The sequence below is a fragment of the Micromonospora sp. Mcm103 genome, assembly GCF_024519755.1.
Lineage (GTDB): Bacteria > Actinomycetota > Actinomycetes > Mycobacteriales > Micromonosporaceae > Micromonospora > Micromonospora aurantiaca.
In genome coordinates, this window is the sequence record NZ_JALJRJ010000016.1 from 39626 (window position 1) to 60912 (window position 21287).

At 73.2% G+C, this 21287-nt stretch carries 17 protein-coding genes; 8 read left to right on the top strand and 9 right to left on the bottom strand.

Translation table 11 applies throughout. The annotated features are described in order from the left end of the window. Positions 1–78 precede the first annotated feature (78 nt). Both OC439_RS19850 and ilvD read right to left on the bottom strand, forming a co-directional pair. Positions 79–801 (bottom strand): hypothetical protein, encoded by a 723-nt coding sequence (locus tag OC439_RS19850; RefSeq protein ID WP_262014722.1) that lies wholly within the window; start codon positions 799–801, stop codon positions 79–81. 61 nt (positions 802–862) lie between these two features. Continuing rightward, the gene (ilvD, locus tag OC439_RS19855) at positions 863–2710 is read right to left on the bottom strand and encodes a dihydroxy-acid dehydratase (RefSeq protein WP_262014723.1); all 1848 of its coding nucleotides are present in this window, start codon (positions 2708–2710) and stop codon (positions 863–865) included. Between the two features lie 110 nt (positions 2711–2820). Between ilvD and OC439_RS19860 the strand changes: the two genes are divergently transcribed. The 4 genes from OC439_RS19860 (at position 2821) to ilvC (ending at position 8932) form a co-directional block, all read left to right on the top strand. Continuing rightward, entirely contained in the window at positions 2821–5268 is a 2448-nt protein-coding gene (locus OC439_RS19860; protein WP_262014724.1) for a putative bifunctional diguanylate cyclase/phosphodiesterase, read from the top strand. Between the two features lie 180 nt (positions 5269–5448). Beyond that, entirely contained in the window at positions 5449–7344 is a 1896-nt protein-coding gene (locus OC439_RS19865) for an acetolactate synthase large subunit (RefSeq protein WP_262014725.1), read from the top strand. Next, positions 7345–7860, top strand: coding sequence for an acetolactate synthase small subunit (gene ilvN, locus OC439_RS19870; RefSeq protein WP_013284504.1), 516 nt, complete (start codon positions 7345–7347; stop codon positions 7858–7860). Between the two features lie 58 nt (positions 7861–7918). Continuing rightward, positions 7919–8932, top strand: a complete 1014-nt coding sequence (gene ilvC, locus OC439_RS19875) for a ketol-acid reductoisomerase (RefSeq protein WP_120571299.1) — start codon at positions 7919–7921, stop codon at positions 8930–8932. A 57-nt stretch (positions 8933–8989) separates the two neighbouring features. Here the strand turns inward: ilvC and OC439_RS19880 are convergent, their stop codons facing one another. Further along, complete coding sequence (locus OC439_RS19880; protein ID WP_262014726.1) at positions 8990–10675, bottom strand: tetratricopeptide repeat protein; 1686 nt, start codon at positions 10673–10675, stop codon at positions 8990–8992. Between the two features lie 370 nt (positions 10676–11045). Here OC439_RS19880 and serA point away from each other — a divergent pair, with 370 nt between their 5' ends. Further along, on the top strand, positions 11046–12644 hold the full coding sequence (gene serA, locus OC439_RS19885; RefSeq protein WP_120571297.1) for a phosphoglycerate dehydrogenase: 1599 nt from the start codon (positions 11046–11048) through the stop codon (positions 12642–12644). 60 nt (positions 12645–12704) lie between these two features. Here serA and OC439_RS19890 read toward each other — a convergent pair whose 3' ends face one another. Both OC439_RS19890 and OC439_RS19895 read right to left on the bottom strand, forming a co-directional pair. Next, on the bottom strand, positions 12705–13061 hold the full coding sequence (locus OC439_RS19890) for a hypothetical protein (RefSeq protein ID WP_262014727.1): 357 nt from the start codon (positions 13059–13061) through the stop codon (positions 12705–12707). 310 nt (positions 13062–13371) lie between these two features. Next, positions 13372–14244, bottom strand: coding sequence for an FAD:protein FMN transferase (locus OC439_RS19895; RefSeq protein WP_135243696.1), 873 nt, complete (start codon positions 14242–14244; stop codon positions 13372–13374). 219 nt (positions 14245–14463) lie between these two features. Between OC439_RS19895 and OC439_RS19900 the strand changes: the two genes are divergently transcribed. Next, positions 14464–15495, top strand: a complete 1032-nt coding sequence (locus OC439_RS19900) for a 3-isopropylmalate dehydrogenase (RefSeq protein WP_262014728.1) — start codon at positions 14464–14466, stop codon at positions 15493–15495. 189 nt (positions 15496–15684) lie between these two features. Then, positions 15685–16779 (top strand): branched-chain amino acid aminotransferase, encoded by a 1095-nt coding sequence (locus tag OC439_RS19905; RefSeq protein WP_262014729.1) that lies wholly within the window; start codon positions 15685–15687, stop codon positions 16777–16779. Between the two features lie 51 nt (positions 16780–16830). Here the strand turns inward: OC439_RS19905 and OC439_RS19910 are convergent, their stop codons facing one another. The 4 genes from OC439_RS19910 to OC439_RS19925 all read right to left on the bottom strand — a co-directional run bounded on the left by OC439_RS19910 (position 16831) and on the right by OC439_RS19925 (position 19372). Next, positions 16831–17571, bottom strand: coding sequence for a tyrosine-protein phosphatase (locus tag OC439_RS19910; RefSeq protein ID WP_262014730.1), 741 nt, complete (start codon positions 17569–17571; stop codon positions 16831–16833). Positions 17572–17621: 50 nt separating this feature from the next. Beyond that, a complete protein-coding gene (locus OC439_RS19915; protein WP_262014731.1) occupies positions 17622–18086 on the bottom strand; it encodes a PRC-barrel domain containing protein in 465 nt (154 codons plus the stop codon). A 192-nt stretch (positions 18087–18278) separates the two neighbouring features. Then, complete coding sequence (locus OC439_RS19920; protein ID WP_104113885.1) at positions 18279–18809, bottom strand: carboxymuconolactone decarboxylase family protein; 531 nt, start codon at positions 18807–18809, stop codon at positions 18279–18281. A gap of 2 nt (positions 18810–18811) precedes the next feature. After that, positions 18812–19372, bottom strand: coding sequence for a peroxiredoxin (locus OC439_RS19925; RefSeq protein ID WP_262014732.1), 561 nt, complete (start codon positions 19370–19372; stop codon positions 18812–18814). A gap of 315 nt (positions 19373–19687) precedes the next feature. Here OC439_RS19925 and cimA point away from each other — a divergent pair, with 315 nt between their 5' ends. After that, on the top strand, positions 19688–21286 hold the full coding sequence (gene cimA, locus OC439_RS19930; RefSeq protein WP_262014733.1) for a citramalate synthase: 1599 nt from the start codon (positions 19688–19690) through the stop codon (positions 21284–21286). Position 21287 lies beyond the last annotated feature (1 nt).

The following is a 21287-nucleotide window of genomic DNA, read 5'->3' on the forward strand; positions in this document are numbered from 1 at the left end:
GTGGAACGTCATGGGTGTCTACGGCATCGTTTGACACCCATGACGTTCCACCGGACGCGGCTGTGCAGGCCGAGAGCGCTAGTTGGGCAGGGCGGCGAGGCCGGCCAGCAGTTCCCACCGCTCCGCCTCGGTGAGGACCGCGTACGCCGGCTCGTCGCGGCGGTCGGTGTCCGCCTCGATCGCCGCGCGCTCCGGCCCGTCCGGCAGCGTACGGATCTCGTCGGCGGTCAGCCCGGCGGCCCGCCACGCGGCCCGGTGCGCGTCGGCGCGATGATGGCGCAGCGAGCCCAGCCGGGTGACGAGCAGCAGCGCCGGGGAGGCGCCCTCCGGCTCGTACGGCGGGGACATCGCCCGGAACACCGGCCCGCCGGTGGCCTGCGCGTGCGTCAGCACCCGGCCGACCAGGTCGGCGAGGCGGGGCACGATGCTCAGGCCGGGCAGCACGCCGGGCAGCGTCGACCACAGTTCCTCGGCTGCCTCACCGCTGGCCCGCTGGGCGAACAGCGTCAGCTCGCGGCCCAGGTCGGTGAGGTGCCAGGCGCCGTCGGCGTCCCGGACGACGATGCCCTGCTCCAGTTCCTCGTCCATGCTGCCGGACGTGTAGATCAGGCCGTCGGCCAGCGCCTCGGCGGGCATCGGCCGGGCCAGCACACCGGAGAAGAAGCTGTTCTCCGCGCCGAGTGTGCAGCCCCGCTCGGCGTAGAAGGCCTCCATCCGGGCGCGGGCTCCCCAGCGGGCGCCCACGTACACCCGGTCGATCGCGGGCCGGACCAGTCGCGCGTAGCTCACCGTCGTCTCCACGCCGCCGGACCCTACCGGCGGCGGGCGTCGCGCGGGGCCCTGCCGCAGAGCCCCGCGTTGCTCACTCCGGGACGCGACGGTAGGCGCCGTCGCTGGCCGAGGTCGCCATCGACGCGTACGCGCGCAGCGCCGCCGACACCGGGCGCTGCCGGTCGACCGGCGTGTACGGGCGGTCCCGCTTCTCCTCGGCCACCCGGCGTGCCTCCAGCTCGTCGGCGGGCACGTTCAGCTCGATCGACCGGCCCGGGATGTCGATGACGATCTCGTCGCCGTCGCGGACCAGCGCGATCAGGCCGCCGGACGCCGCCTCCGGGGAGACGTGCCCGATGGACAGGCCGGAGGTGCCGCCGGAGAACCGGCCGTCGGTGAGCAGCGCGCAGGAACGGCCCAGCCCACGGCCCTTGAGGAACGAGGTGGGGTAGAGCATCTCCTGCATGCCGGGGCCGCCCTTCGGGCCCTCGTACCGGATCACCACCACGTCCCCGGCGACGATCTCCTTGGCGAGGATCGCGGTCACCGCGTCGTCCTGCGACTCGTAGACCTTGGCCGGGCCGCGGAACGTCAGGCACTCCTCGGGCACACCGGCGGTCTTCACCACGCAGCCGGCCGGCGCGAGGTTGCCGTGCAGGATGGCCAGGCCGCCGTCCGCGCTGTACGCGTGCTCCCGGTCCCTGATGCAGCCGCCGGCCGCGTCGGTGTCCAGCGACGACCAGCGGTTGGTGGTGGAGAACGGCTCGGTGGTGCGCACGCCGCCCGGGGCGGCGTGGAACAGCTCGATCGCCTCCGGCCGGGCCGCGCCGCCGCGCACGTCCCAGTCGGCCAGCCACTTGTCGAGGCTGGGGGAGTGCACCGACCGCACGTCGCGGTGCAGCAGCCCGGCGCGGTCCAGCTCACCGAGGATGGCCGGGATGCCGCCGGCCCGGTGCACGTCCTCCATGTGGTAGTTCGGGGAGTTCGGCGCGACCTTGGCCAGGCACGGCACGCGGCGGGAGATCGCGTCGATGTCGGCGACGCCGAAGTCCAGTTCCGCCTCGCGGGCGGCGGCGAGCAGGTGCAGCACGGTGTTCGTGGAGCCGCCCATCGCCACGTCGAGGGCGATCGCGTTCTCGAACGCCTCCCGGCCGGCGATCGAGCGCGGCAGCACCGAGGCGTCGTCGTTCTCGTACCACTGCTTGGCGATCTCGACGACGGTGCGCCCGGCCTCGACGAACAGCGACCGCCGCGCGGCGTGGGTGGCGAGCGTGGATCCGTTGCCGGGCAGCGCCAGGCCGATGGCCTCGGTGAGGCAGTTCATCGAGTTGGCGGTGAACATGCCGGAGCAGGAGCCGCAGGTCGGGCACGCGGAGCGCTCGATCTCGCCGAGCTGGTCGTCGGTGACCGCCTCGTTGGAGGAGGCGATCATCGCGTCGATCAGGTCGATCTTGGAGTGCACCACGCCCTCGATCGCCACCGTCTTGCCGGCCTCCATCGGGCCGCCGGAGACGAAGACGGTGGGGATGTTGAGCCGCAGCGCGGCGAGCAGCATCCCCGGCGTGATCTTGTCGCAGTTGGAGATGCAGACCAGGGCGTCCGCGCAGTGCGCGTTGACCATGTACTCCACCGCGTCGGCGATCAGCTCCCGGCTGGGCAGCGAGTAGAGCATGCCGCCGTGGCCCATGGCGATGCCGTCGTCCACGGCGATCGTGTTGAACTCCCGGCCGACGCCGCCGGCCTCGGCCACCGCGTCGGCGACCAGGCCGCCGAGGTCCTTGAGGTGGACGTGACCGGGTACGAACTGGGTGAAACTGTTCGCGATGGCGACGATCGGCTTGCCGAAGTCGTCGTCGGTCATCCCGGTGGCCCGCCAGAGGGCCCGGGCGCCGGCCATCGTCCGACCGTGGGTGGAGGTCCTCGACCGCAGCTCAGGCATGACAACCAGTCTGACACCATCCGCGCGGCGACCCCGCCGCGCGCACCCTGTGTCCCAACAGTTGCACACCCGGTGCCCCACGGGAGGCGCTCATCCGGCAGAGTTGACGCGTGCAGTCGTCCCCGGGGATGGTCACCGTCGCGGTGTTGAGCGGGATCGCCGCGGCCGGCGCCGCCGTGCTGCTCGCCGCCTCGGTGCGGCGCCGCACCGGCCCCCGCCGACCGGCTCACCTGCTGCTCGCGGTCGCCGCCGGGGCCGCCCTGTTCAGCCTCCTGGTCGGCCTCGGCGGTCTGCTGGCCGCCGGTGACCACTGGGCGCACCGGCAGGGCCAGCGGACCGGATGGGCGATCCTGGTCGCCGTCGGCACGACGCTCGCCGCGCTCGGTCTCGGTGCCGCCGTACTGCGGCTGCCCGGCGCCGCCGCGTCCCGGGCGGCCACCGCCCGGCTGCTGCTCGACGGCCTGATCATGGGCAGCGCGCTCTGGTTCGTCGGCTGGGTGGCGATCAGCGAGCCGACCCGGCTGCTCGGCGACGCCACCCCGGTCGCCTGCCTGCCGATCGTGCTGGCCACCGTCAGCGCGGCGCTCACCACCGGGCTCACCGTGATCGTCGTGCTGCGGGTCGCGCCGCCGCGCGGGTGGCTCACGCTGCTCGCGGCCGGCGCGACAGCGGTGACGGCCGGCGGGCTGGCCGTGTCCGCCGGGCTCTGCCAGGCCGGCCCGGGCATGGTGCTCACCGGCGCGGTGCTGACCGCCGCCGGGCTGATGGCCACGGCCGTGGCCGGGCGCCGCGCCGACCTGACGCAGCTCGACGTCGACTTCATCCGCCGCGACGGCGAGTACGCCTTCGTGCCGATGTTCGCCATGGCGGCCTCCGCGATGTACCACCTGGTGCAGGGCGGCGGGTTCGACGGGTACGCGATCGTGGCCGGCACGGTCGAGGGGTTCGCGCTGGTGACCCGGCAATATCTGGCCCTGAACGACGTCCGCGGCTACGCGATCCGGCTCGCCGAGCGCGAGGCGCACTTCCGCGAGCTGGCGCACACCGACCCGCTGACCGGGCTGGCGAACCGGCGCGGACTGCTGCGTGCCCTGCACCGCAGCGCCGAGGCGGGCGTGCCGTGCGTGCTGCTCGGGCTCGACCTGGACGGCTTCAAGAACGTTAACGACATGCGCGGGCACGACGTCGGCGACGCGGTGCTGGTCGAGGTGGGGCGGCGGCTGCGGGGCAACCTGCGCCCGGGCGACCTGGCCGCCCGGCTCGGCGGTGACGAGTTCGCGGTGCTGATGCACGGTGCGGCCGACCCCGGCCCGGTCGCCGACCGCCTGCTCGGGGTGCTCGGCCGCCCGTACGAGCAGGGGGACGGGCCGGTCTTCCTGTCGGTGAGCATCGGGGTGGCCGCCGGGCAGCGGGAGCAGGACGTCGAGTTGCTGCTGCGCAACGCCGACCTGGCGCTGCGCTACGCCAAGCAGCGGGGCAAGAACCGGATCGAGCGCTACGACGCCACGTACGACCAGTTGCTGAGCCGGCGCACCCGGATGGAGCACGAGCTGCGCGGCGCGATCGAGCGCGACGAGCTGCGGCTGGTCTTCCAGCCGGTGGCCTCGCTGCCGTCGGTGCGGCCGGTCGGCGCGGAGGCGCTGCTGCGCTGGCGGCACCCGGAGCTGGGCAACGTCCGGCCGGACGAGTTCATCCCGCTCGCCGAGGAGTGCGGGATGATCGCCAAGCTCGGCGCGTGGGTGCTGCACCAGGCCTGCTTCCAGCTCTCCCGCTGGCTGGCCGACGGGCACGACGTCTGGGTGTCGGTGAACGTGTCGCCGCGCGAGCTGCACGCCCCGGAGTACGTGGTCCAGGTCGCCGACGCGCTGCGCGCGCACCACGTGCCGCCGCAGCGGCTGGTGCTGGAGGTGACCGAGCACGCGGTCGCCACCGACCTGGACGAGCTGATCCGGCGGCTCACCGCGCTGCGGCTGACCGGGGTGCGGATCGCGCTGGACGACTTCGGCGCCGGCTATTCGTCGCTCGGCCAGCTGCGGCGGCTGCCGATCGACATCCTGAAGATCGACCACAGTCTGGTCGCCGAGCACGAGCCGGTCCGGCCGGTCGGGCGGGACGGCCCGGCGTTCGCCCCGATGGTCGACATCGTCATGCGCCTGGGTCACCAGCTAGGGCTGGAGGTGATCGCCGAGGGCGTCACCAACCCGACCGAGCTGGCCGCGGTGGTGGCCGCCGGGTGCCGGTTCGGCCAGGGCGCGCTGTTCGGCTGGGGCGTACCGGCCGAGCACCTGGAGGCGATGCTGGAGGCGGCCACCGCGCCGGGCAACCGGTATACCGCGATGCCGCCGGCGCCGCCGCCCGCGCCGGCGCGCGCCCCGTCGCCGCTGCTGCCGAGGCTGCGCAACAATCCGCCCGCCGCGGTGCCCGCGCAGCGTCCCCCGATGGAGGGATCTTCGCAGGTGGCACCGGTCGTGGAGGGGCTGTCGGTGACCGACACGCCCACGTCCGTGAACCAAAATGTGGGATCAGTTGACTCATCGCGTGAGATGCGTCAGGCTTAGCCGCATGTCGTCGAACCGGTCGCCGCGAGTACTTACCTGAGCGCACTCTCCCACCGAGAGTGCGCTGGCCCCGTGCATCCTGCACGTGGGCTTTTTTGTTGCCGTCGGACCATCGCCGGGACCTCGCCGTCCCATCCTGAGAAGCGCGTCACCCACTCACTTCCGAAGGCTTGAACCGCCATGACGAGACCCACGCCAGAGACCCTCGCCCACTCCGCCCGCCGTGCCCGCTCCGGCACCGGCGCGGCCGGTGACTCCGACCCCGCCGCCCGCCCCGGCCGTACCGTCCCGGCGGCCGCCACCACCGAGACGCCCGTACGGGAGCCCGCCACCGCGCAGGTCTCGGGCGCCGGTTCGCTCGTGCGGTCGCTGGAGGCGCTCGGCGTCGACGTGGTCTTCGGCATTCCGGGCGGCGCGATCCTGCCCGCCTACGACCCGCTCTACGACTCCACGGTCCGGCACATCCTGGTCCGCCACGAGCAGGGCGCCGGGCACGCGGCCACCGGCTACGCGCAGGCCACCGGCCGGGTCGGCGTGTGCATCGCCACCTCCGGTCCGGGCGCGACGAACCTGGTGACGCCGATCGCGGACGCGTACATGGACTCGGTCCCGATGGTGGCGATCACCGGGCAGGTGGCCCGGCCGTCGATCGGCACCGACGCCTTCCAGGAGGCGGACATCCAGGGCATCACGCTGCCGATCACCAAGCACAACTTCCTGGTGCAGACCGCCGACGAGATCCCCCGCGTGCTGGCCGAGGCGTTCCACCTGGCCGCGACCGGCCGCCCCGGCCCGGTGCTCGTCGACATCCCCAAGGACGTGCTCCAGGCGCCGGCGACCTTCTCCTGGCCGCCCACGCTCGACCTGCCCGGCTACCGGCCGACGCTGCACCCGCACGGCAAGCAGATCCGCGAGGCGGCCCGGCTGATGACCGGCGCCCGCCGCCCGGTCCTCTACGTCGGCGGCGGCGTGCTCAAGGCCGGCGCCACCGAGGGGCTGCGCAAGCTGGCCGAGCAGACCGGCATCCCGGTGGTCACCACGCTGATGGCGCTGGGCGCGTTCCCCGACTCGCACCGTCAGCACCTGGGCATGCCCGGCATGCACGGCACCGTCGCCGCGGTCTACGGCTTGCAGAAGGCCGACCTGATCGTGGCGCTGGGTGCCCGCTTCGACGACCGGGTGACCGGCAAGCTGGACTCGTTCGCGCCGGACGCGACCGTCGTGCACGCCGACATCGACCCGGCCGAGATCGGCAAGAACCGGCACGCCGACGTCCCGATCGTGGGCGACGCGCGGCACGTGATCGACGAGCTGATCGCCGCCGTGACCGCCGAGCAGGCCGCGCACCCGCCGGCCGACCTGACCGACTGGTGGGCCCAGCTCGACGACCTGCGCGAGCGCTACCCGCTCGGCTTCGAGGAGCCGGCCGACGGCACGCTCTCCCCGCAGTACGTGATCAAGCGGCTGGGCGAGATCGCCGGCCCGGACGCGGTCTACGTGGCGGGCGTCGGCCAGCACCAGATGTGGGCCAGCCAGTTCATCTCGTACGAGAAGCCGCACACCTGGCTCAACTCCGGTGGCCTGGGCACGATGGGCTACGCCGTCCCGGCCGCGATGGGCGCCAAGGTCGGCAAGCCGGACACCACGGTGTGGGCGGTCGACGGCGACGGCTGCTTCCAGATGACCAACCAGGAGCTGGCGACCTGCGCGCTGGAGGGCATCCCGATCAAGGTCGCCGTGATCAACAACGGCAACCTGGGCATGGTGCGGCAGTGGCAGACCCTGTTCTACGGGGAGCGCTACTCCAACACCGAGCTGGGCACCCACAAGCACCGCATCCCGGACTTCGTCAAGCTCGCCGAGGCGCTCGGCTGCGTCGGTCTGCGCTGCGAGAACGCCGCCGACGTGGACAAGACCATCGAGGCGGCCATGGCGATCAACGACGCGCCGGTGGTCATCGACTTCGTGGTCGGCAAGGACGCGATGGTCTGGCCGATGGTCGCCGCCGGCACCAGCAACGACGAGATCATGTTCGCCAGGGGTGTGCGCCCCGCGTTCGACGAGGACGAACTCTAAATGACTATGCACACGCTGTCCGTGCTGGTGGAGAACAAGCCGGGTGTCCTGGCCCGGGTCTCCGGGCTGTTCTCCCGGCGCGGGTTCAACATCGACAGCCTCGCCGTGGGCGAGACCGAGAACCCGGACGTCTCCCGCATCACCATCGTGGTCAACGCCGAGTCCTCGCCGCTGGAGCAGGTGACCAAGCAGCTCAACAAGCTGGTGAACGTCCTCAAGATCGTGGAGCTGGACCCGCAGGTGTCGGTGGCACGCGAGCTGCTGCTGGTCAAGGTCCGCGCGGACCGCGCGGCCCGGGCCCAGGTGCTGGAGACGGTCGGCCTGTTCCGCGCCCGGGTTGTCGACGTCGCGCCGGACACGCTGACCATCGAGGCGACCGGCACGCCGGACAAGCTCGACGCGCTGCTGCGCGACCTGGAGCCGTTCGGCATCAAGGAGATGGTCCAGTCCGGCACCGTGGCGATCGGGCGGGGTTCGCGGGCCATCACCGCCGGCCCGGCCCTGCGCGCCGCCTGATCCGTACCCACAAGTTTTTCGACGGGCCGACGGGCACCGCCGTACGAAAGGGAAGTCAATGAGCGTTGAGGTGTTCTACGACGACGACGCCGACCTGGGCCTGATCCAGGGCCGCAAGGTCGCCGTGATCGGGTACGGCAGCCAGGGCCACGCGCACGCGCTGTCGCTGCGCGACTCCGGCGTCGACGTGGTGATCGGCCTGCCCGCCGGGTCGAAGAGCCGGCCGAAGGCGGAGGAGCAGGGCCTGCGGGTGCTCACCCCGGCCGAGGCGGCGGCCGAGGCCGACGTGATCATGATCCTGGCGCCGGACACCGCCCAGCGGCACATCTACGCCGAGTCCATCGCGCCGAACCTGGCCGCGGGCAAGGCGCTGTTCTTCGGGCACGGCTTCAACATCCGGTACGGCCTGATCAAGCCCCCGGCCGACGTGGACGTGGCGATGGTCGCCCCGAAGGGCCCCGGTCACCTGGTCCGCCGCCAGTACGTCGACGGCAAGGGCGTGCCCTGCCTGGTCGCGGTCGAGCAGGACGCCAGCGGCAACGCGTTCGGCCTGGCCCTGGCGTACGCCAAGGCGATCGGCGGCACCCGGGCCGGCGCGATCCGGACCACGTTCACCGAGGAGACCGAGACCGACCTGTTCGGCGAGCAGGCGGTGCTGTGCGGTGGCGCGGCGGCGCTGGTGCAGACCGGTTTCGAGGTGCTCACCGAGGCCGGCTACGCGCCCGAGGTGGCCTACTTCGAGTGCCTGCACGAGCTGAAGCTCATCGTCGACCTGATGTACGAGGGCGGCATCGCCCGGATGCGCTACAGCATCTCCGACACCGCCGAGTACGGCGACCTGTCCCGCGGCCCGCGCGTCATCGACTCCCGGGTCAAGGACGAGATGCGCAAGATCCTCGGCGAGATCCAGTCCGGCGAGTTCGCCCGCGAGTGGGTGGCCGAGGACGAGGCCGGCCGGCCGAACTTCGCCAAGTGGCGGGCCGAGGGCGCGGCGCACCCGATCGAGGAGACCGGGCAGAAGCTGCGGGCCATGATGAGCTGGGTCGACCGGCCGATCACCGAGACCGCCTGATCTCTTCCTCGTGCGGCCCGCGGCCCGACGCTCTCCCCGGCGTCGGGCCGCGGGCCGTCACGACGGATCGGAGCGACCGGCGCCGACCGTCTCCTGAACGGCCGCGATCTCGTCCCGGACCCGCTCCGCCTCGGCCCTGCGGTCCAGACGCGACAGCGTGAGCCCGAGGTTGCGCAGCGGGGTGAGCAGCTCCGCCCGGTCGATCCGGTCCGGGTCGGCGCGCAGCAGGTCGAGGCACTCCCGGTAGATCCCCACCGCCTCCTCCAGCCGGTCGAGGGCGTGCACCCGGTTGCCCAGGTTGCACAGGGCTTCCGCCAACCCGAGCCGGGTCGCCACCGGGTCGACGCCGAACAGCTCGCGGCGCACGGTCACGCACTCGCGCAGCAGATCGGCCGACCCGCGCGGGTCACCGGCCAGGTTCACCGCGCCCGCGAGCGTGAAGAGGCACCGCCCGAGCAGGTCCCGGTACGCCGGGTCGCCGCCGGCCAGCAACCGGGCCAGCTCGACCGCCTTCCGTCCGGCCGCCAGGCCGTCTCCGTCCCGCCCGGTGCTCGTCGCGCCTCCGCCTGCCAGGCCGTCCTCGGCCGGTCCGTCCGGCGGCGCTGTCCCGCGCCGGCCTGGTGCCTCCGCCGGCGAACCGCCGGAGCCCGTCGTCAATTCGTCCACTGTCAGCGCGCAGCGGATCAGCAGGGCGCGGGCCAGCCGGGGACGCCAGACCTCCGGCAGCCGCCCGGCGTTCTCCCGGCAGAGCGGAAGTAACTCGGCCAGCAGGATGTCGACCGCAGCCCGGTCTTCGGCCGCGGCCCGCAGCTCGAGCCTGTCCAACAGGGCCTGGGCCAGCACGTCGTCGTGGCCGTTGCGGGCGAGCGCCGCCGCCTCGGTCAGGTGCGCGGCCGCGTCGTCCGGCCGGCCGGCCCGCGCGGTGAGGTCGCCGAGGACGAGCAGCCCGTGGGCCAGTGCGGCCCCGGCGCGCGGCGTTCCGGCCGTCACCATCGCCCGCTGCCGGCCGACGGCCTGCTCCGCGAGCCGCACGGCCGCCTCCGGGTCGTCCAGCTGCGCCCGGCACTCCGCTTCGATCAGCATGGCCCGGGCCAGCAGCTGTCGCCCCGACCGGGGCTGGATCCCGCTCCACAGCTCCACGTCGACGCGGGATTCCTTGATCAACTCGAGGGCCTCGCGTGCCGCACCGGTGGCCGCCAGGCCCTGGGCGAGGTCCGTCGCGGCGGACGCGCCGATGCCTGTCCACTGGATCCGCCGATAGGCGGAAAGACCGCGATGCAGCTCCAGCGCCTCTCGCCGGACCGTGTTCGCCTCCTCCGTCCGGCCCAGCGACTCCTTGCCCTCACCGATCGTCAGCAGGGCCCGCGCCAACCGCATCCGCTCCGGCGGCCGCAATGCCCCGCAGGCGCGCCAGGTCGCTCGGGCCCGCAGCGCCAGACTGAGCGCCTCCCGCACCTCCCCGCACAGGTGGAGGTTCAGCGCGAGGAGCCCGCGGGCGGTGGCGAGCACCACCAGTTCCGGCCGGTCGTCGGTGTCCTCGACGTACCCGATGGCCTCCCGGAGCTGGCCGATCGCCTCGGCGACGGGAACGGTGTCGGGCGCGGCGGCCCGGGCCACCAGCGCCCGGGCCAGGGCGACCCGGTGCTGGTCCGGCCGCTCGGCGGCCAGCCGCCGGCAGAGCGTCACCGCCTCCTCGGCGGCCGCCGTGCGCCGGGCGGTCGAACCCGGCAGCCCGCTCACCATCTGAGACCGGGTGATCAGGACCTCGGCCAACCGTGGCCCCCACCGGTGCGGGCCCAGTCGGGCCATCGGCCGTAACAGCGCGATCCGGACCATTACCGACATCTGCGGCTCCCTCCCCGTGCGGGTGCTGCCTCCGTTGTACGGGGAGCCCGCCAGTCGCCGCGTCCGGTGAACGGGGGATGACAGGCGTGCGACGGGGCTGTGTGAGGGCCCTCACCCCGCAGTCCGGGACACGCCGGGCGGGCGGCCCCCTACCATCCTTGGTGTGGTGCCCGAGCGCACCCGACGGCCGTGGCACGGATCGGCGCAGGGCGCAGCGCGGCGTCCCGGCGCCCCAGGCCGAACCATTACCGAGCGTCTACGAGGACCGATGAATCCTGTCGTACTGATCGCCGAAGAACTCGCCCCCGCCGCCATCGAGGTGCTCGCGCACGACTTCGACGTGCGCCACGTGGACGGCACCGACCGCCCCGCTCTGCTCTCCGCCCTCTCCGAGGCCGACGCGGTGATCGTACGCAGCGCCACCCAGATCGACGCCGAGGCGATCGCCGCCGCGCCGCGGCTGAAGGTGGTCGCCCGGGCCGGCGTCGGCCTGGACAACGTCGAGGTGCCGGCCGCCACCGCCCGCGGCGTCATGGTCGTCAACGCGCCCACCTCGAACATCGTCTCCGCCGCCGAGCAGGCCGTCGCGCTGCTGCTCGCGGTCGCCCGCAACACCGCCAGCGCCAGTGCCGCGCTCAAGGCGGGGGAGTGGAAGCGGTCCAAGTACACCGGCGTCGAGATCCAGGGCAAGACCGTGGGCGTGGTCGGCCTCGGCCGCATCGGCGTGCTCTTCGCGCAGCGCATCGCCGCATTCGGCACCCGGCTGATCGCGTACGACCCGTACATCCAGCCGGCCCGCGCCGCCCAGCTCGGCGTCCGCCTGGTCGGGCTGGAGGAGCTGCTGCGGGAGAGCGACTTCATCTCGATCCACCTGCCGAAGACGCCGGAGACGGTCGGCCTGATCGGCGAGAAGGAGCTGGCGATCGTCAAGCCGGGCGTCCGGATCGTCAACGCCGCCCGCGGCGGCCTGGTCGACGAGCAGGCGCTCGCCGACGCGATCGCGGAGGGCCGGGTCGCCGGCGCCGGTGTCGACGTGTACGCCAAGGAGCCGTGCACCTCCTCGCCGCTGTTCGCCTTCGACAACGTGGTGGCCACCCCGCACCTGGGCGCCTCCACGAACGAGGCGCAGGACAAGGCCGGTCTCGCGGTGGCCAAGAGCGTCAAGCTCGCGCTGCAGGGCGAGTTCGTCCCGGACGCGGTGAACGTGCAGGCCGGCGGCGTGGTCGCCGAGGACGTCCGCCCGCTGCTGCCGCTGGCCGAGCGGCTGGGCCGGGCGTTCACCGCCCTGGCCGGCGGGGTGGCCGCCAGCGTCACCGTCGAGGTGCGCGGCGAGATCGCCGCCCACGACGTGTCGGTGCTCAAGCTCGCCGCGACCAAGGGCCTGTTCAGCTCCGTGGTGGAGGAGCAGGTCACCTACGTCAACGCGCCGCACCTGGCCGCCGAGCGGGGCGTCGAGGTCACGCTCGCCACGCCGGGCGAGACCGTCGACCACCCGAACCTGGTGACCGTACGCGGGGCGCTGCCGGACGGGCGTACCGTCCGCGTCTCCGGCACCGTGGCGCACACCGGCACCCGGGACGTGTTCAAGCTGACCGAGGTGGACGGTTTCGACGTGGAGATCGGCGCGGAGGGCATCCTGGTCTTCCTGCGCTACGCCGACCGGCCCGGCGTGGTCGGCACCGTCGGCACGCTGCTCGGCGAGGCCGGCGTCAACATCGCCGCCATGCAGGTGGCCCGCCGCGAGGCCGGTGGCGAGACGCTGATGACGCTCACCGTCGACCAGGCGCTCGGCGCCGACCTGCTCACCTCCGCGGCCGACTCGATCGGCGCGGTCGCGGCCAGCGCGGCCGACCTGCGCGACGTGTAGTCCGGACAGGACACATCGGGGCCCGGCCGGATCGGCCGGGCCCTTCGTCGTCCCGGTGGGTCAGGAACGGACGCGGGCCGGTGGCGGGTAGACCGAGCCGTCCTGCGCGTCGAAGAGCATCAGGTCGTGCTCGCCGGCCAGCCGCTCGATGTCCAGCAGCACCTGGTCCGGGCAGGTCGGATACAGGTTCATCTCGATGTGGTCGGCGGCCGTGTGCAGCGGCGCCACCTCCCACGGCGTACCGGGCCGGGCCGGGCGGTCCGGATAGCTCGCCGTGATCGCCCGGTAGAAGGCGACGAGTCGCGGGTCGGGGTGCTGCTCGCCGTGCCAGCCCTCGCGGCACTGCTGCACCGCCGCCCGCACCTGCTCCGGTGTCGCCCCGTCCGGCAGGGCCCACACGCTCAGATCGAAACTCACGGCGGACAGCGTGCCATCCCGCGCCGGGCCCGTCACCTCTGCCCCACCGTGCGTTCACCGCTGATTGCCGACATCGTCCACCCGGCGTCCGCTGTGGAGACTCTTGCGTCGAGTTGCGTCGATTCGCTAGCGTACCGATGCGGTTTCCGCTGAGTCGATCCCCGGCCCGTCTTCGGGTGGCGCGGTCGGGCGCCCGGCCCCTCGGCCCGCACCCCTCGATTGCGCGAGCCACGCGCACTCGTCGCTGACCGGCCCTCACGGTCGTTGCCGAGACCGTGGGGGCCGATCGCGCTCCGCAACAGGCAGCAGATCAGCGCCGGTGGTGCGCGAACAGCGGGCGGTAGTCCGTGTCGTGGCGGAACCAGGCCAGCCCGGCCGGTCCGGCGGCGTACAGGGCGGTGGCGTAGGCGTCGGCGACGGCGAGGTTCGGTCCGAGCACGGTGGCGGCCACCAGCCGGTCGGTCGGCTCGCCGGTGTGCGGGTCGACGACGTGCCCGCGCCGGCCGGTGACGCCGGAGGTGCCGACCGCGCCCGTCGTCATCTCCAGCACGACGGGTGTCCGGCGGGTGTCGGTGGGGTGGTGCACGGCGACGCGCCACGGTCCGCCGTGGGCGGCGTGTCCGCGTACCGTCAGGTCGGCGCCGCTGAGCACGGCGTAGTCGTGGATGCCGGCGGCGCGCAACCGCGCCGCGGCCCGCTCCACCGCCCAGCCGCCGAGCAGGCCGCCCGGGTCGAAGCCGCCGGGCACGGCCCAGGCGTCGAACCAGCCGTCGGTGGCCGCCCGCATGGCGGCGCAGAGGTCGATCAGGTCGGCCAGCGGAGGGTACGAGTCGGGGCTGATCTCGTCGCGGCGCAGCCGGGAGACGAGGCTGTCCGGCCGGTTCGGGCCGTAGGTGAGGTCGACGGCGCGCAGCTCGGCGACGGCGTCGCGCAGCGCCTCGCTGACCGCCCGGTGGCCGAACCACTCCGGCGCGTTGAGCAGCATCGTGTAGTCGGCGGTCGAGGTGGTGACTGTGTGCCGGACGCTGATCCGCCCGGACGCGGAGGTGCCGGCCCGCTCGACGCGGTGCTTCGTGGCACCCAGGTGCAGGTCCGGCCGGAGCGGGCGGAACGCGGACTGGTCGACCCAGCGGGTACGTGGTTGTTCGTCCGCCCAGTGGGCCCGCCGGTGCTCGATCCGCATGACACCTGCCCCCTCGGTGGTCGCCGCCGCGTCGCGGCGGTGCCGGATTCCGGGCCCCCGTCGACCCGGTGAATCCGACCCTAAGCAGTGGAGATGACCGCAGCATGAGTGCCGGCTGGGAGCCTCCTGTGATTCGCCGTCCCGGATGATGGAAGATTCGTACCGGGGGCCGGGACGGCGACGTACGGTTGCGCCTAACGACGAGACGAGGAGCGCCAGGTGGCACACATCGCGGTGGTGGCCGGCGACGGCATCGGACCCGAGGTGGTCGCGCAGGCCCGCAAGGTCCTCGACGCGGTGGTGCCCGGGATCGAGGCCACCGAGTACGACCTGGGCGCGGCACGTTACCACCGCACCGGCGAGGTGCTGCCCGACTCCGTCCTCGACGAGCTGGCCGGCCACGACGCCATCCTGCTCGGCGCGGTGGGCGACCCCACCGTGCCGCCGGGAGTGCTGGAGCGCGGTCTGCTGCTCAAGCTCCGGTTCGCCTTCGACCAGTACGTCAACCTGCGCCCGTCCCGGCTCTGGCCCGGTGTGGCCGGTCCGCTGGCCGCGGTCAAGCCCGGCGAGGTCGACCTCGTGGTGGTCCGCGAGGGCACCGAGGGGCTGTACGCGGGCGCCGGCGGCGCGCTGCACCGGGACACCCCGGCCGAGGTGGCCACCGAGGAGAGCCTGAACACCCGGCACGGCGTCGAGCGGGTGATCCGCGACGCGTTCGCCCGGGCCGGCCGCCGGGAGCGGCGCAAGGTCACGCTCGTGCACAAGACGAACGTGCTCACCCACGCCGGGTCGCTGTGGGCGCGCGCCTTCGCCGCGGTGGCCGCCGAGCACCCGGACGTGACCACCGAATACCAGCACATCGACGCCGCCGCGATGTTCCTGGTGACGAACCCGTCGCGGTACGACGTGGTGGTCACCGACAACCTGTTCGGCGACATCCTCACCGACATCGCCGCCGCCGTGACCGGTGGCATCGGGCTCGCGGCCAGCGGCTGCATCAACCCCGAAGGGCGCTACCCGTCGATGTTCGAGCCGGTGCACGGCTCGGCGCCGGACATCGCCGGCCAGGGCGTCGCCGACCCGGTCGCAGCGGTGCTGTCCGCCGCGCTGCTGCTCGACCAGCTCGGCCACCCCGACGCCGCCGCCCGGGTCACCGCCGCGGTCGGCGCCGAGCTGGCCGCGCGCACGCCGGGGACGCCGCTGCGCACCGAGGAGGTCGGCGACCGGCTCGCCGCGTACGCCGTAGCCTGACCGGGCCGACCCTGCCGGCGGCCCGGTACCGGGCCGCCAGACCCGTCACCGGGCCACCCCGACCGTCCGGCGCGTCGTCTCCGCCGGGGCGGAGCTATCCGCTGAACGACCGTTCGGGGTAAGTTTTCTGGCACCAGTGACGTCGGCGTGCGATCCCGCATGCCGTCAACCCGCAGGGAGGTCAGCGCGATGAGCGGTGGTGACATGCTCGATTTCGAGATCCGTCCGAATCCCGCGCCGGTATCCGCCGCCGACCGGGCCGCCCTGCTGGCGAACCCCGGCTTCGGCCGGGTCTTCACCGATCACATGGTCACGATCCGCTACGCCGAGGGCAAGGGCTGGTACGACGCCCGTCTGGAGGCGCGGGCGCCGATCCCGATGGACCCGGCCGCGGCGGTGCTGCACTACGCGCAGGAGATCTTCGAGGGGCTGAAGGCGTACCGCACCGGTGACGCGGTGACGATGTTCCGTCCCGAGGCCAACGCGGCCCGGTTCGCCGCGTCGGCCCGCCGGCTGGCCATGCCGGAGCTGCCGGAGGCGACGTTCGTGGAGTCGCTGCGCCGCCTGGTCGAGATCGACCAGGCGTGGATCCCGGAGCACGAGGACGCCAGCCTCTACCTGCGGCCGTTCATGTTCGCCAGCGAGGTCTTCCTCGGCGTCCGCCCGGCCAACGAATACCTCTACTGCGTGATCGCCTCGCCGGCCGGCGCGTACTTCGCCGGTGGCGTGAAGCCGGTGACGGTCTGGGTGTCGCCGGACTACACCCGGGCCGCGCCCGGCGGCACCGGCGCGGCCAAGTGCGGCGGCAACTACGCCGCCTCGCTCGCCGCGCAGGCCGAGGCGATCGAGGCCGGCTGCGACCAGGTGGTGTTCCTGGACGCGGTCGAACGGCGGTACGTCGACGAACTGGGCGGCATGAACGTCTTCTTCGTCTACGACGACGGCAGCATCGTCACCCCGCCGCTGGGCGGCACGATCCTGCCGGGCATCACCCGCGACGCGATCCTCACCCTCGCCGCCGAGGCCGGGCACGAGGTGCGGGAGGCGCCGGTCAGCTTCGACGACTGGCGGGCCGACGCGGCGAGCGGCCGGCTGCGCGAGGTGTTCGCCTGCGGCACCGCCGCCGTGATCACCCCGATCGGTGGCGTGCGCTTCCCCGACGGCGAGTTCCTCATCGGCGGCGGCGAGCCGGGCCGGGCCACGATGGCGTTGCGGCAGAAGCTCGTCGACATCCAGCGCGGCCGCGCCGCCGACCCGCACGGCTGGGTCACCCGGGTCCTCTGACGGCCCTTCGCGGTGATCGAGGGGTTCGCTCCTCGATCACCGCGGGGCAGGTCAGTCCAGCAGGTGGGTGCGCAGGGACTCCAGCTGCGCGTCGGTGACGCCGGCGTGGGTCAGGTAGCCCTCGACGGAGCCGTAGCCGGTGCGCAACTCCGTGAGGAACAGCTCCATCGTCTCGGCCGGTGACTCCAGGAACGGCGGCGGTGGTTCCTCCGCGTCCGGCAGCGTGGCCCGGACCCACTCGGTGAAGCGCCGCGACGCGGCGGTGCTGAGCGCGTAGTCGGCTACCACGTCGTCGTCGGGCACCCCGAGCACGGAGAGCGTGAGCGTGCAGACGATGCCGGTGCGGTCCTTGCCGGCGACGCAGTGCACCACCACCGGGGCGTTGGCGCTGTCCGCGATCAACCCGACCGCCTCGGCGAGCCCGGCGGTGCCGGTACGCGCCAGGTCGGCGTACCGGTCGGCCAGGTAGCGGGCCAGGCTCACGCCGGAGGCGTCGAACCGGTTCGCGCCCCAGTCGGCGTGCTCGGGGTGGATGTGCCGGTAGGTCAGCCCGTCGTAGTCGGGCACCCGCCCGTCGCGTTCCACCTCGGACGGCCGGCGCAGGTCGATGACGGTACGGATGCCGAGCGCGGTGAACGCGCTCCGGTCGGTCTCGTCGATGCGGTGCAGCGAGTCGGAGCGGTAGAGCCGGCCGCGGCGGACGGTGCGCCCGTCCCGAGCGGCGTATCCGCCGACGTCGCGGAAGTTGAACAGGGTGGGGAAGGGGCTCTGCGGGGCGTCCACATCCGACACGGTACGGCCGGCGGGGCGTTCGCGCGTCCCCGCCGGCCGTCGCCGAGTTGTCAGGCGCGCGGCGGCACGTCCGGCGGCAGTGCCGAGTGGCTCTCGCCGTAGTAGCCGCCCAGCCGGTCCCGGTAGCCGGGGTCGGCGTGGCTGGACTCGTCGTACTCCGGGGCGGCCTTGATCTGGTCCTTCTCCCGGTCGACGTGCACGGTGCGGGCGTCGTGGTCGACGTGGTTCACGGTCCCGGCCGGGAGCATCACCTTCTTGCCGAAGATCCACGGCCCGGTGTCCACAACCAGGTAGCTGTCGTCCACCTCGTGGCTCGCCCGGTCGATCTTGCCGATGGCGCCGTCGGTGGCCTCGACCTTGTAGCCGGTCAGGTCGGCGCTCGCCACACCCGCCTCGTCGCGGTAGCGCCACGGGTCGAAGGCGCCCGCCGGGGCGCCCCCGGCGACCGTGCCCCGGCCGTCGTCGAGGATCGGCTCGGTGCCGCCGTGCGTGGCGCGCGGGTCCAGTCCGTCCATGTGCCGCCTCCCGTCCCAGGGCCGCGGCCGTCGCGGCGCCGTCGTCAGTCGGGAGGGTTACCCACCCTGTCCGGGCACCAACCCGCCGGCGGCCGGCCCGCCGACGCCGAGGGGCCGGCGCCACGGTGGTGACGCCGGCCCCTCGGGTCGTCGGCCCGCGCGGTGCCGGTCGGGCACGTGCGGGCCGGTGGATCAGGCCAGTGCGGCCTCCGCGTCCAGGGTCACCGCGGCGGCGTGGACGACGGCGGCGATCCGCAGCCCCTCGTGCACCTGCTCACGGCTGAACCCGGCGGCGCGCAGCGTCTTCTCGTGCGACTCCAGGCAGACACCGCAGCCGGTGATCGCCGAGACGGCGAGGCACCACAGCTCGAAGTCGGTCTTCTCCACGCCGGGGCGGGCGATGATCTGCATCCGCAGCCGGGCCGGCAGCGACGCGTACTGCTCGTCGCCGATCAGGTGCTTGGCCCGGTAGTAGACGTTGTTCATCGCCATGACCGCCGCCGCGCCCTTGGCCGCCGCGACCGCCTCGGGCGTGAGGTGACCGGCCGCCTCGGCGGCGATCTCCCGCAGCACCACCGGGTTGCGGGCCGCCACCGCGCAGGCCAGGGCGGTGCCCCACGCCTGCTCCGGCTTCAGCGTCGAGGTGGTGATGGTGGAGCCGAGGTTGAGCCGGATGTCCTTGGCGTACTCGGGCAGGCCCGCCTTGATCGCGTCCAGACCCATGGTCAGGCCCCGGCGCCGGCGAGGAGGGCGTTGGCGTCGAGCGTCGCGCCGCCGGAGGTCCAGTTGCACGGGCACAGCTCGTCGGTCTGGAGCGCGTCGAGCACCCGCAGCACCTCGGAGACGTTGCGGCCGACCGAACCGGCGGTCACCATGACGAACTGGATCTCGTTGTTCGGGTCCACGATGAAGGTGGCCCGCTGCGCGACACCGTCGGCGCCGAGCACGCCGCAGGCGGAGGTCAGCTCACGCTTGATGTCGCTGAGCATCGGGAACGGCAGCTCGCGCAGGTCCGGGTGGTCCTTGCGCCAGGCGTAGTGGACGAACTCGTTGTCGACGGAGACGCCGAGCACCTGGGCGTCGCGGTCGGCGAACTCGCCGTTGAGGCGACCGAACTCGGCGATCTCGGTGGGGCAGACGAAGGTGAAGTCCTTCGGCCAGAAGAACACGACGCGCCACTGGCCCTCGTGGGACTTGTGGTTGATCGTCTCGAACGCCTTGTCGGCGTCGAGCGACACGCAGGCGGTGAGTTCGTACTCGGGGAAGTGGTCACCGACAGTGAGCACGGGTCCTCCTTGGGCGTGGCTCGGCAGCACCGCCGGGCCAGTAACTGGATCAGTTCAAGATTCTTCCGCAGCTCCGTTTGTGCTCGTGGCGGGCGGTGGCCCGGTGTGAAGGCGATCACCAGGGTGGTCCTCGTCCCGGAATATGGGTTTCGCCTCCCAAAACCGGGGGCGGGGTGGCAGAGTACGGGTCGTGACCAGCTTCGTCCTGATCATTAGCAGCTAGCGCGCCGGCCCTTCCCCCGCCGAGCGCGCAGACCTCCCGCATCCGCGGGGGGTCTTTTTGTTTGCTCCCCAGGGCACGAGAAGAGGACTCCGATGACGTTCCAGGTGTACGACACGACGCTGCGCGACGGCGCGCAGCGCGAAGGGCTCACGTACTCGGTGGTCGACAAGCTGGCGGTGGCCCGCCTGCTCGACGACCTCGGAGTCGGCTTCATCGAGGGCGGCTGGCCGGGCGCGGTGCCCAAGGACACCGAGTTCTTCCGCCGCGCCCGCACCGAGCTGGAGCTGCGGCACGCGATCCTGGTCGCCTTCGGGGCCACCCGCAAGGCCGGCCTCGCGGTCGAGGACGACCCGCAGGTGCGCGGCCTGCTCGACGCACAGACCCCGGCCGTGGCCCTGGTCGCCAAGGCGGACCTGCGGCACGTGGAGCGCGCGCTGCGCACCACCGCCGAGGAGAACCTCGCCATGATCCGCGACACCGTGTCGTACCTGGTGGCGCAGGGGCGGCGCGTCTTCGTCGACGGGGAGCACTGCTTCGACGGGTTCCGGTTCGATCCGGGCTACACCTCGGCCGTGGCGGAGACCGCGCTGGCCGCCGGCGCCGAGCGGTTCGTGCTCTGCGACACCAACGGCGGCATGCTGCCCTCCCAGGTCACCGCCGTGGTCGAGCAACTGGTGGCGCGGACCGGGATCGCGCCGGAACGGCTCGGCATGCACGCGCAGAACGACACCGCCTGCGCGGTCGCCAACACGATCGCCGCGGTCGAGGCGGGCGTCCGGCACGTGCAGGGCACCGCCAACGGGTACGGCGAGCGCCCCGGCAACGCCGACATCTTCGCGATCGTCGCCAACCTCCAGCTCAAGCTGGGCATGCCCGTCCTACCGGAGGGCTGCCTGGAACAGATGGTGCGGGTCTCGCACGCCATCTCCGAGATCGCCAACATCGCCCCCGACACCCACCAGGCCTACGTCGGGGCCGCTGCCTTCGCTCACAAGGCGGGGCTGCACGCGAGCGCGATCAAGGTCGACCCGTTGCTCTACAACCACGTGGAACCCGCCGTGGTGGGCAACGACATGCGGATCCTGGTGACCGAGATGGCCGGCCGGGCCAGCATCGAGCTCAAGAGCCGCGAGCTCGGTCTGGACCTGGCCGGCCATCCGGACGCCCTGTCCCGGGTCACCGGGCGGGTCAAGGAGCTGGAGGCCGACGGCTGGTCGTTCGAGGCCGCCGACGCCTCGTTCGAGCTGCTGGTCCGCTCCGAGCTGCCGGACGCCGCGCCGGCCCGGCCGTTCGCGCTGGAGTCGTACCGGGTGATCGTCGAGCACCGCGAGGACGGTGCCGTGGTCTCCGAGGCGACGGTGAAGATCCGGGTACGCGGCGAGCGGGTGATCGCCACCGCGGAGGGCAACGGCCCGGTGAACGCGCTGGACGAGGCGCTGCGGGTGGGACTGGCCCGGCACTACCCGGAGCTGCGCGACTTCGAGCTGGCCGACTACAAGGTGCGCATCCTGGAGGGCAGCCACGGCACCGGCGCTGTCACGCGTGTCCTCGTGGAGACCGCCGGCGCCGGCCGCGACTGGACCACTGTGGGCGTGCACCCGAACGTGGTCGAGGCGAGCTGGCACGCGCTGGTCGACGCGCTCACCTACGGCCTGGACCGGGCCCGGGTGCCGGGCGGGAGCCCGGCCTGAC

What these genes read in the sequence shown, in the direction of transcription:
- OC439_RS19920 (WP_104113885.1), bottom strand. Translation starts at nt 18,809, where the DNA reads ATGGGTCTGGACGCGATCAAGGCGGGCCTGCCCGAGTACGCCAAGGAC.
- OC439_RS19895 (WP_135243696.1), bottom strand. Translation starts at nt 14,244, where the DNA reads ATGCGGATCGAGCACCGGCGGGCCCACTGGGCGGACGAACAACCACGT.
- serA (WP_120571297.1), top strand. Translation starts at nt 11,046, where the DNA reads ATGAATCCTGTCGTACTGATCGCCGAAGAACTCGCCCCCGCCGCCATC.
- OC439_RS19880 (WP_262014726.1), bottom strand. Translation starts at nt 10,675, where the DNA reads ATGGTGAGCGGGCTGCCGGGTTCGACCGCCCGGCGCACGGCGGCCGCC.
- OC439_RS19905 (WP_262014729.1), top strand. Translation starts at nt 15,685, where the DNA reads ATGAGCGGTGGTGACATGCTCGATTTCGAGATCCGTCCGAATCCCGCG.
- OC439_RS19915 (WP_262014731.1), bottom strand. Translation starts at nt 18,086, where the DNA reads ATGGACGGACTGGACCCGCGCGCCACGCACGGCGGCACCGAGCCGATC.
- ilvC (WP_120571299.1), top strand. Translation starts at nt 7,919, where the DNA reads ATGAGCGTTGAGGTGTTCTACGACGACGACGCCGACCTGGGCCTGATC.
- ilvN (WP_013284504.1), top strand. Translation starts at nt 7,345, where the DNA reads ATGACTATGCACACGCTGTCCGTGCTGGTGGAGAACAAGCCGGGTGTC.
- ilvD (WP_262014723.1), bottom strand. Translation starts at nt 2,710, where the DNA reads ATGCCTGAGCTGCGGTCGAGGACCTCCACCCACGGTCGGACGATGGCC.
- OC439_RS19865 (WP_262014725.1), top strand. Translation starts at nt 5,449, where the DNA reads ATGACGAGACCCACGCCAGAGACCCTCGCCCACTCCGCCCGCCGTGCC.
- cimA (WP_262014733.1), top strand. Translation starts at nt 19,688, where the DNA reads ATGACGTTCCAGGTGTACGACACGACGCTGCGCGACGGCGCGCAGCGC.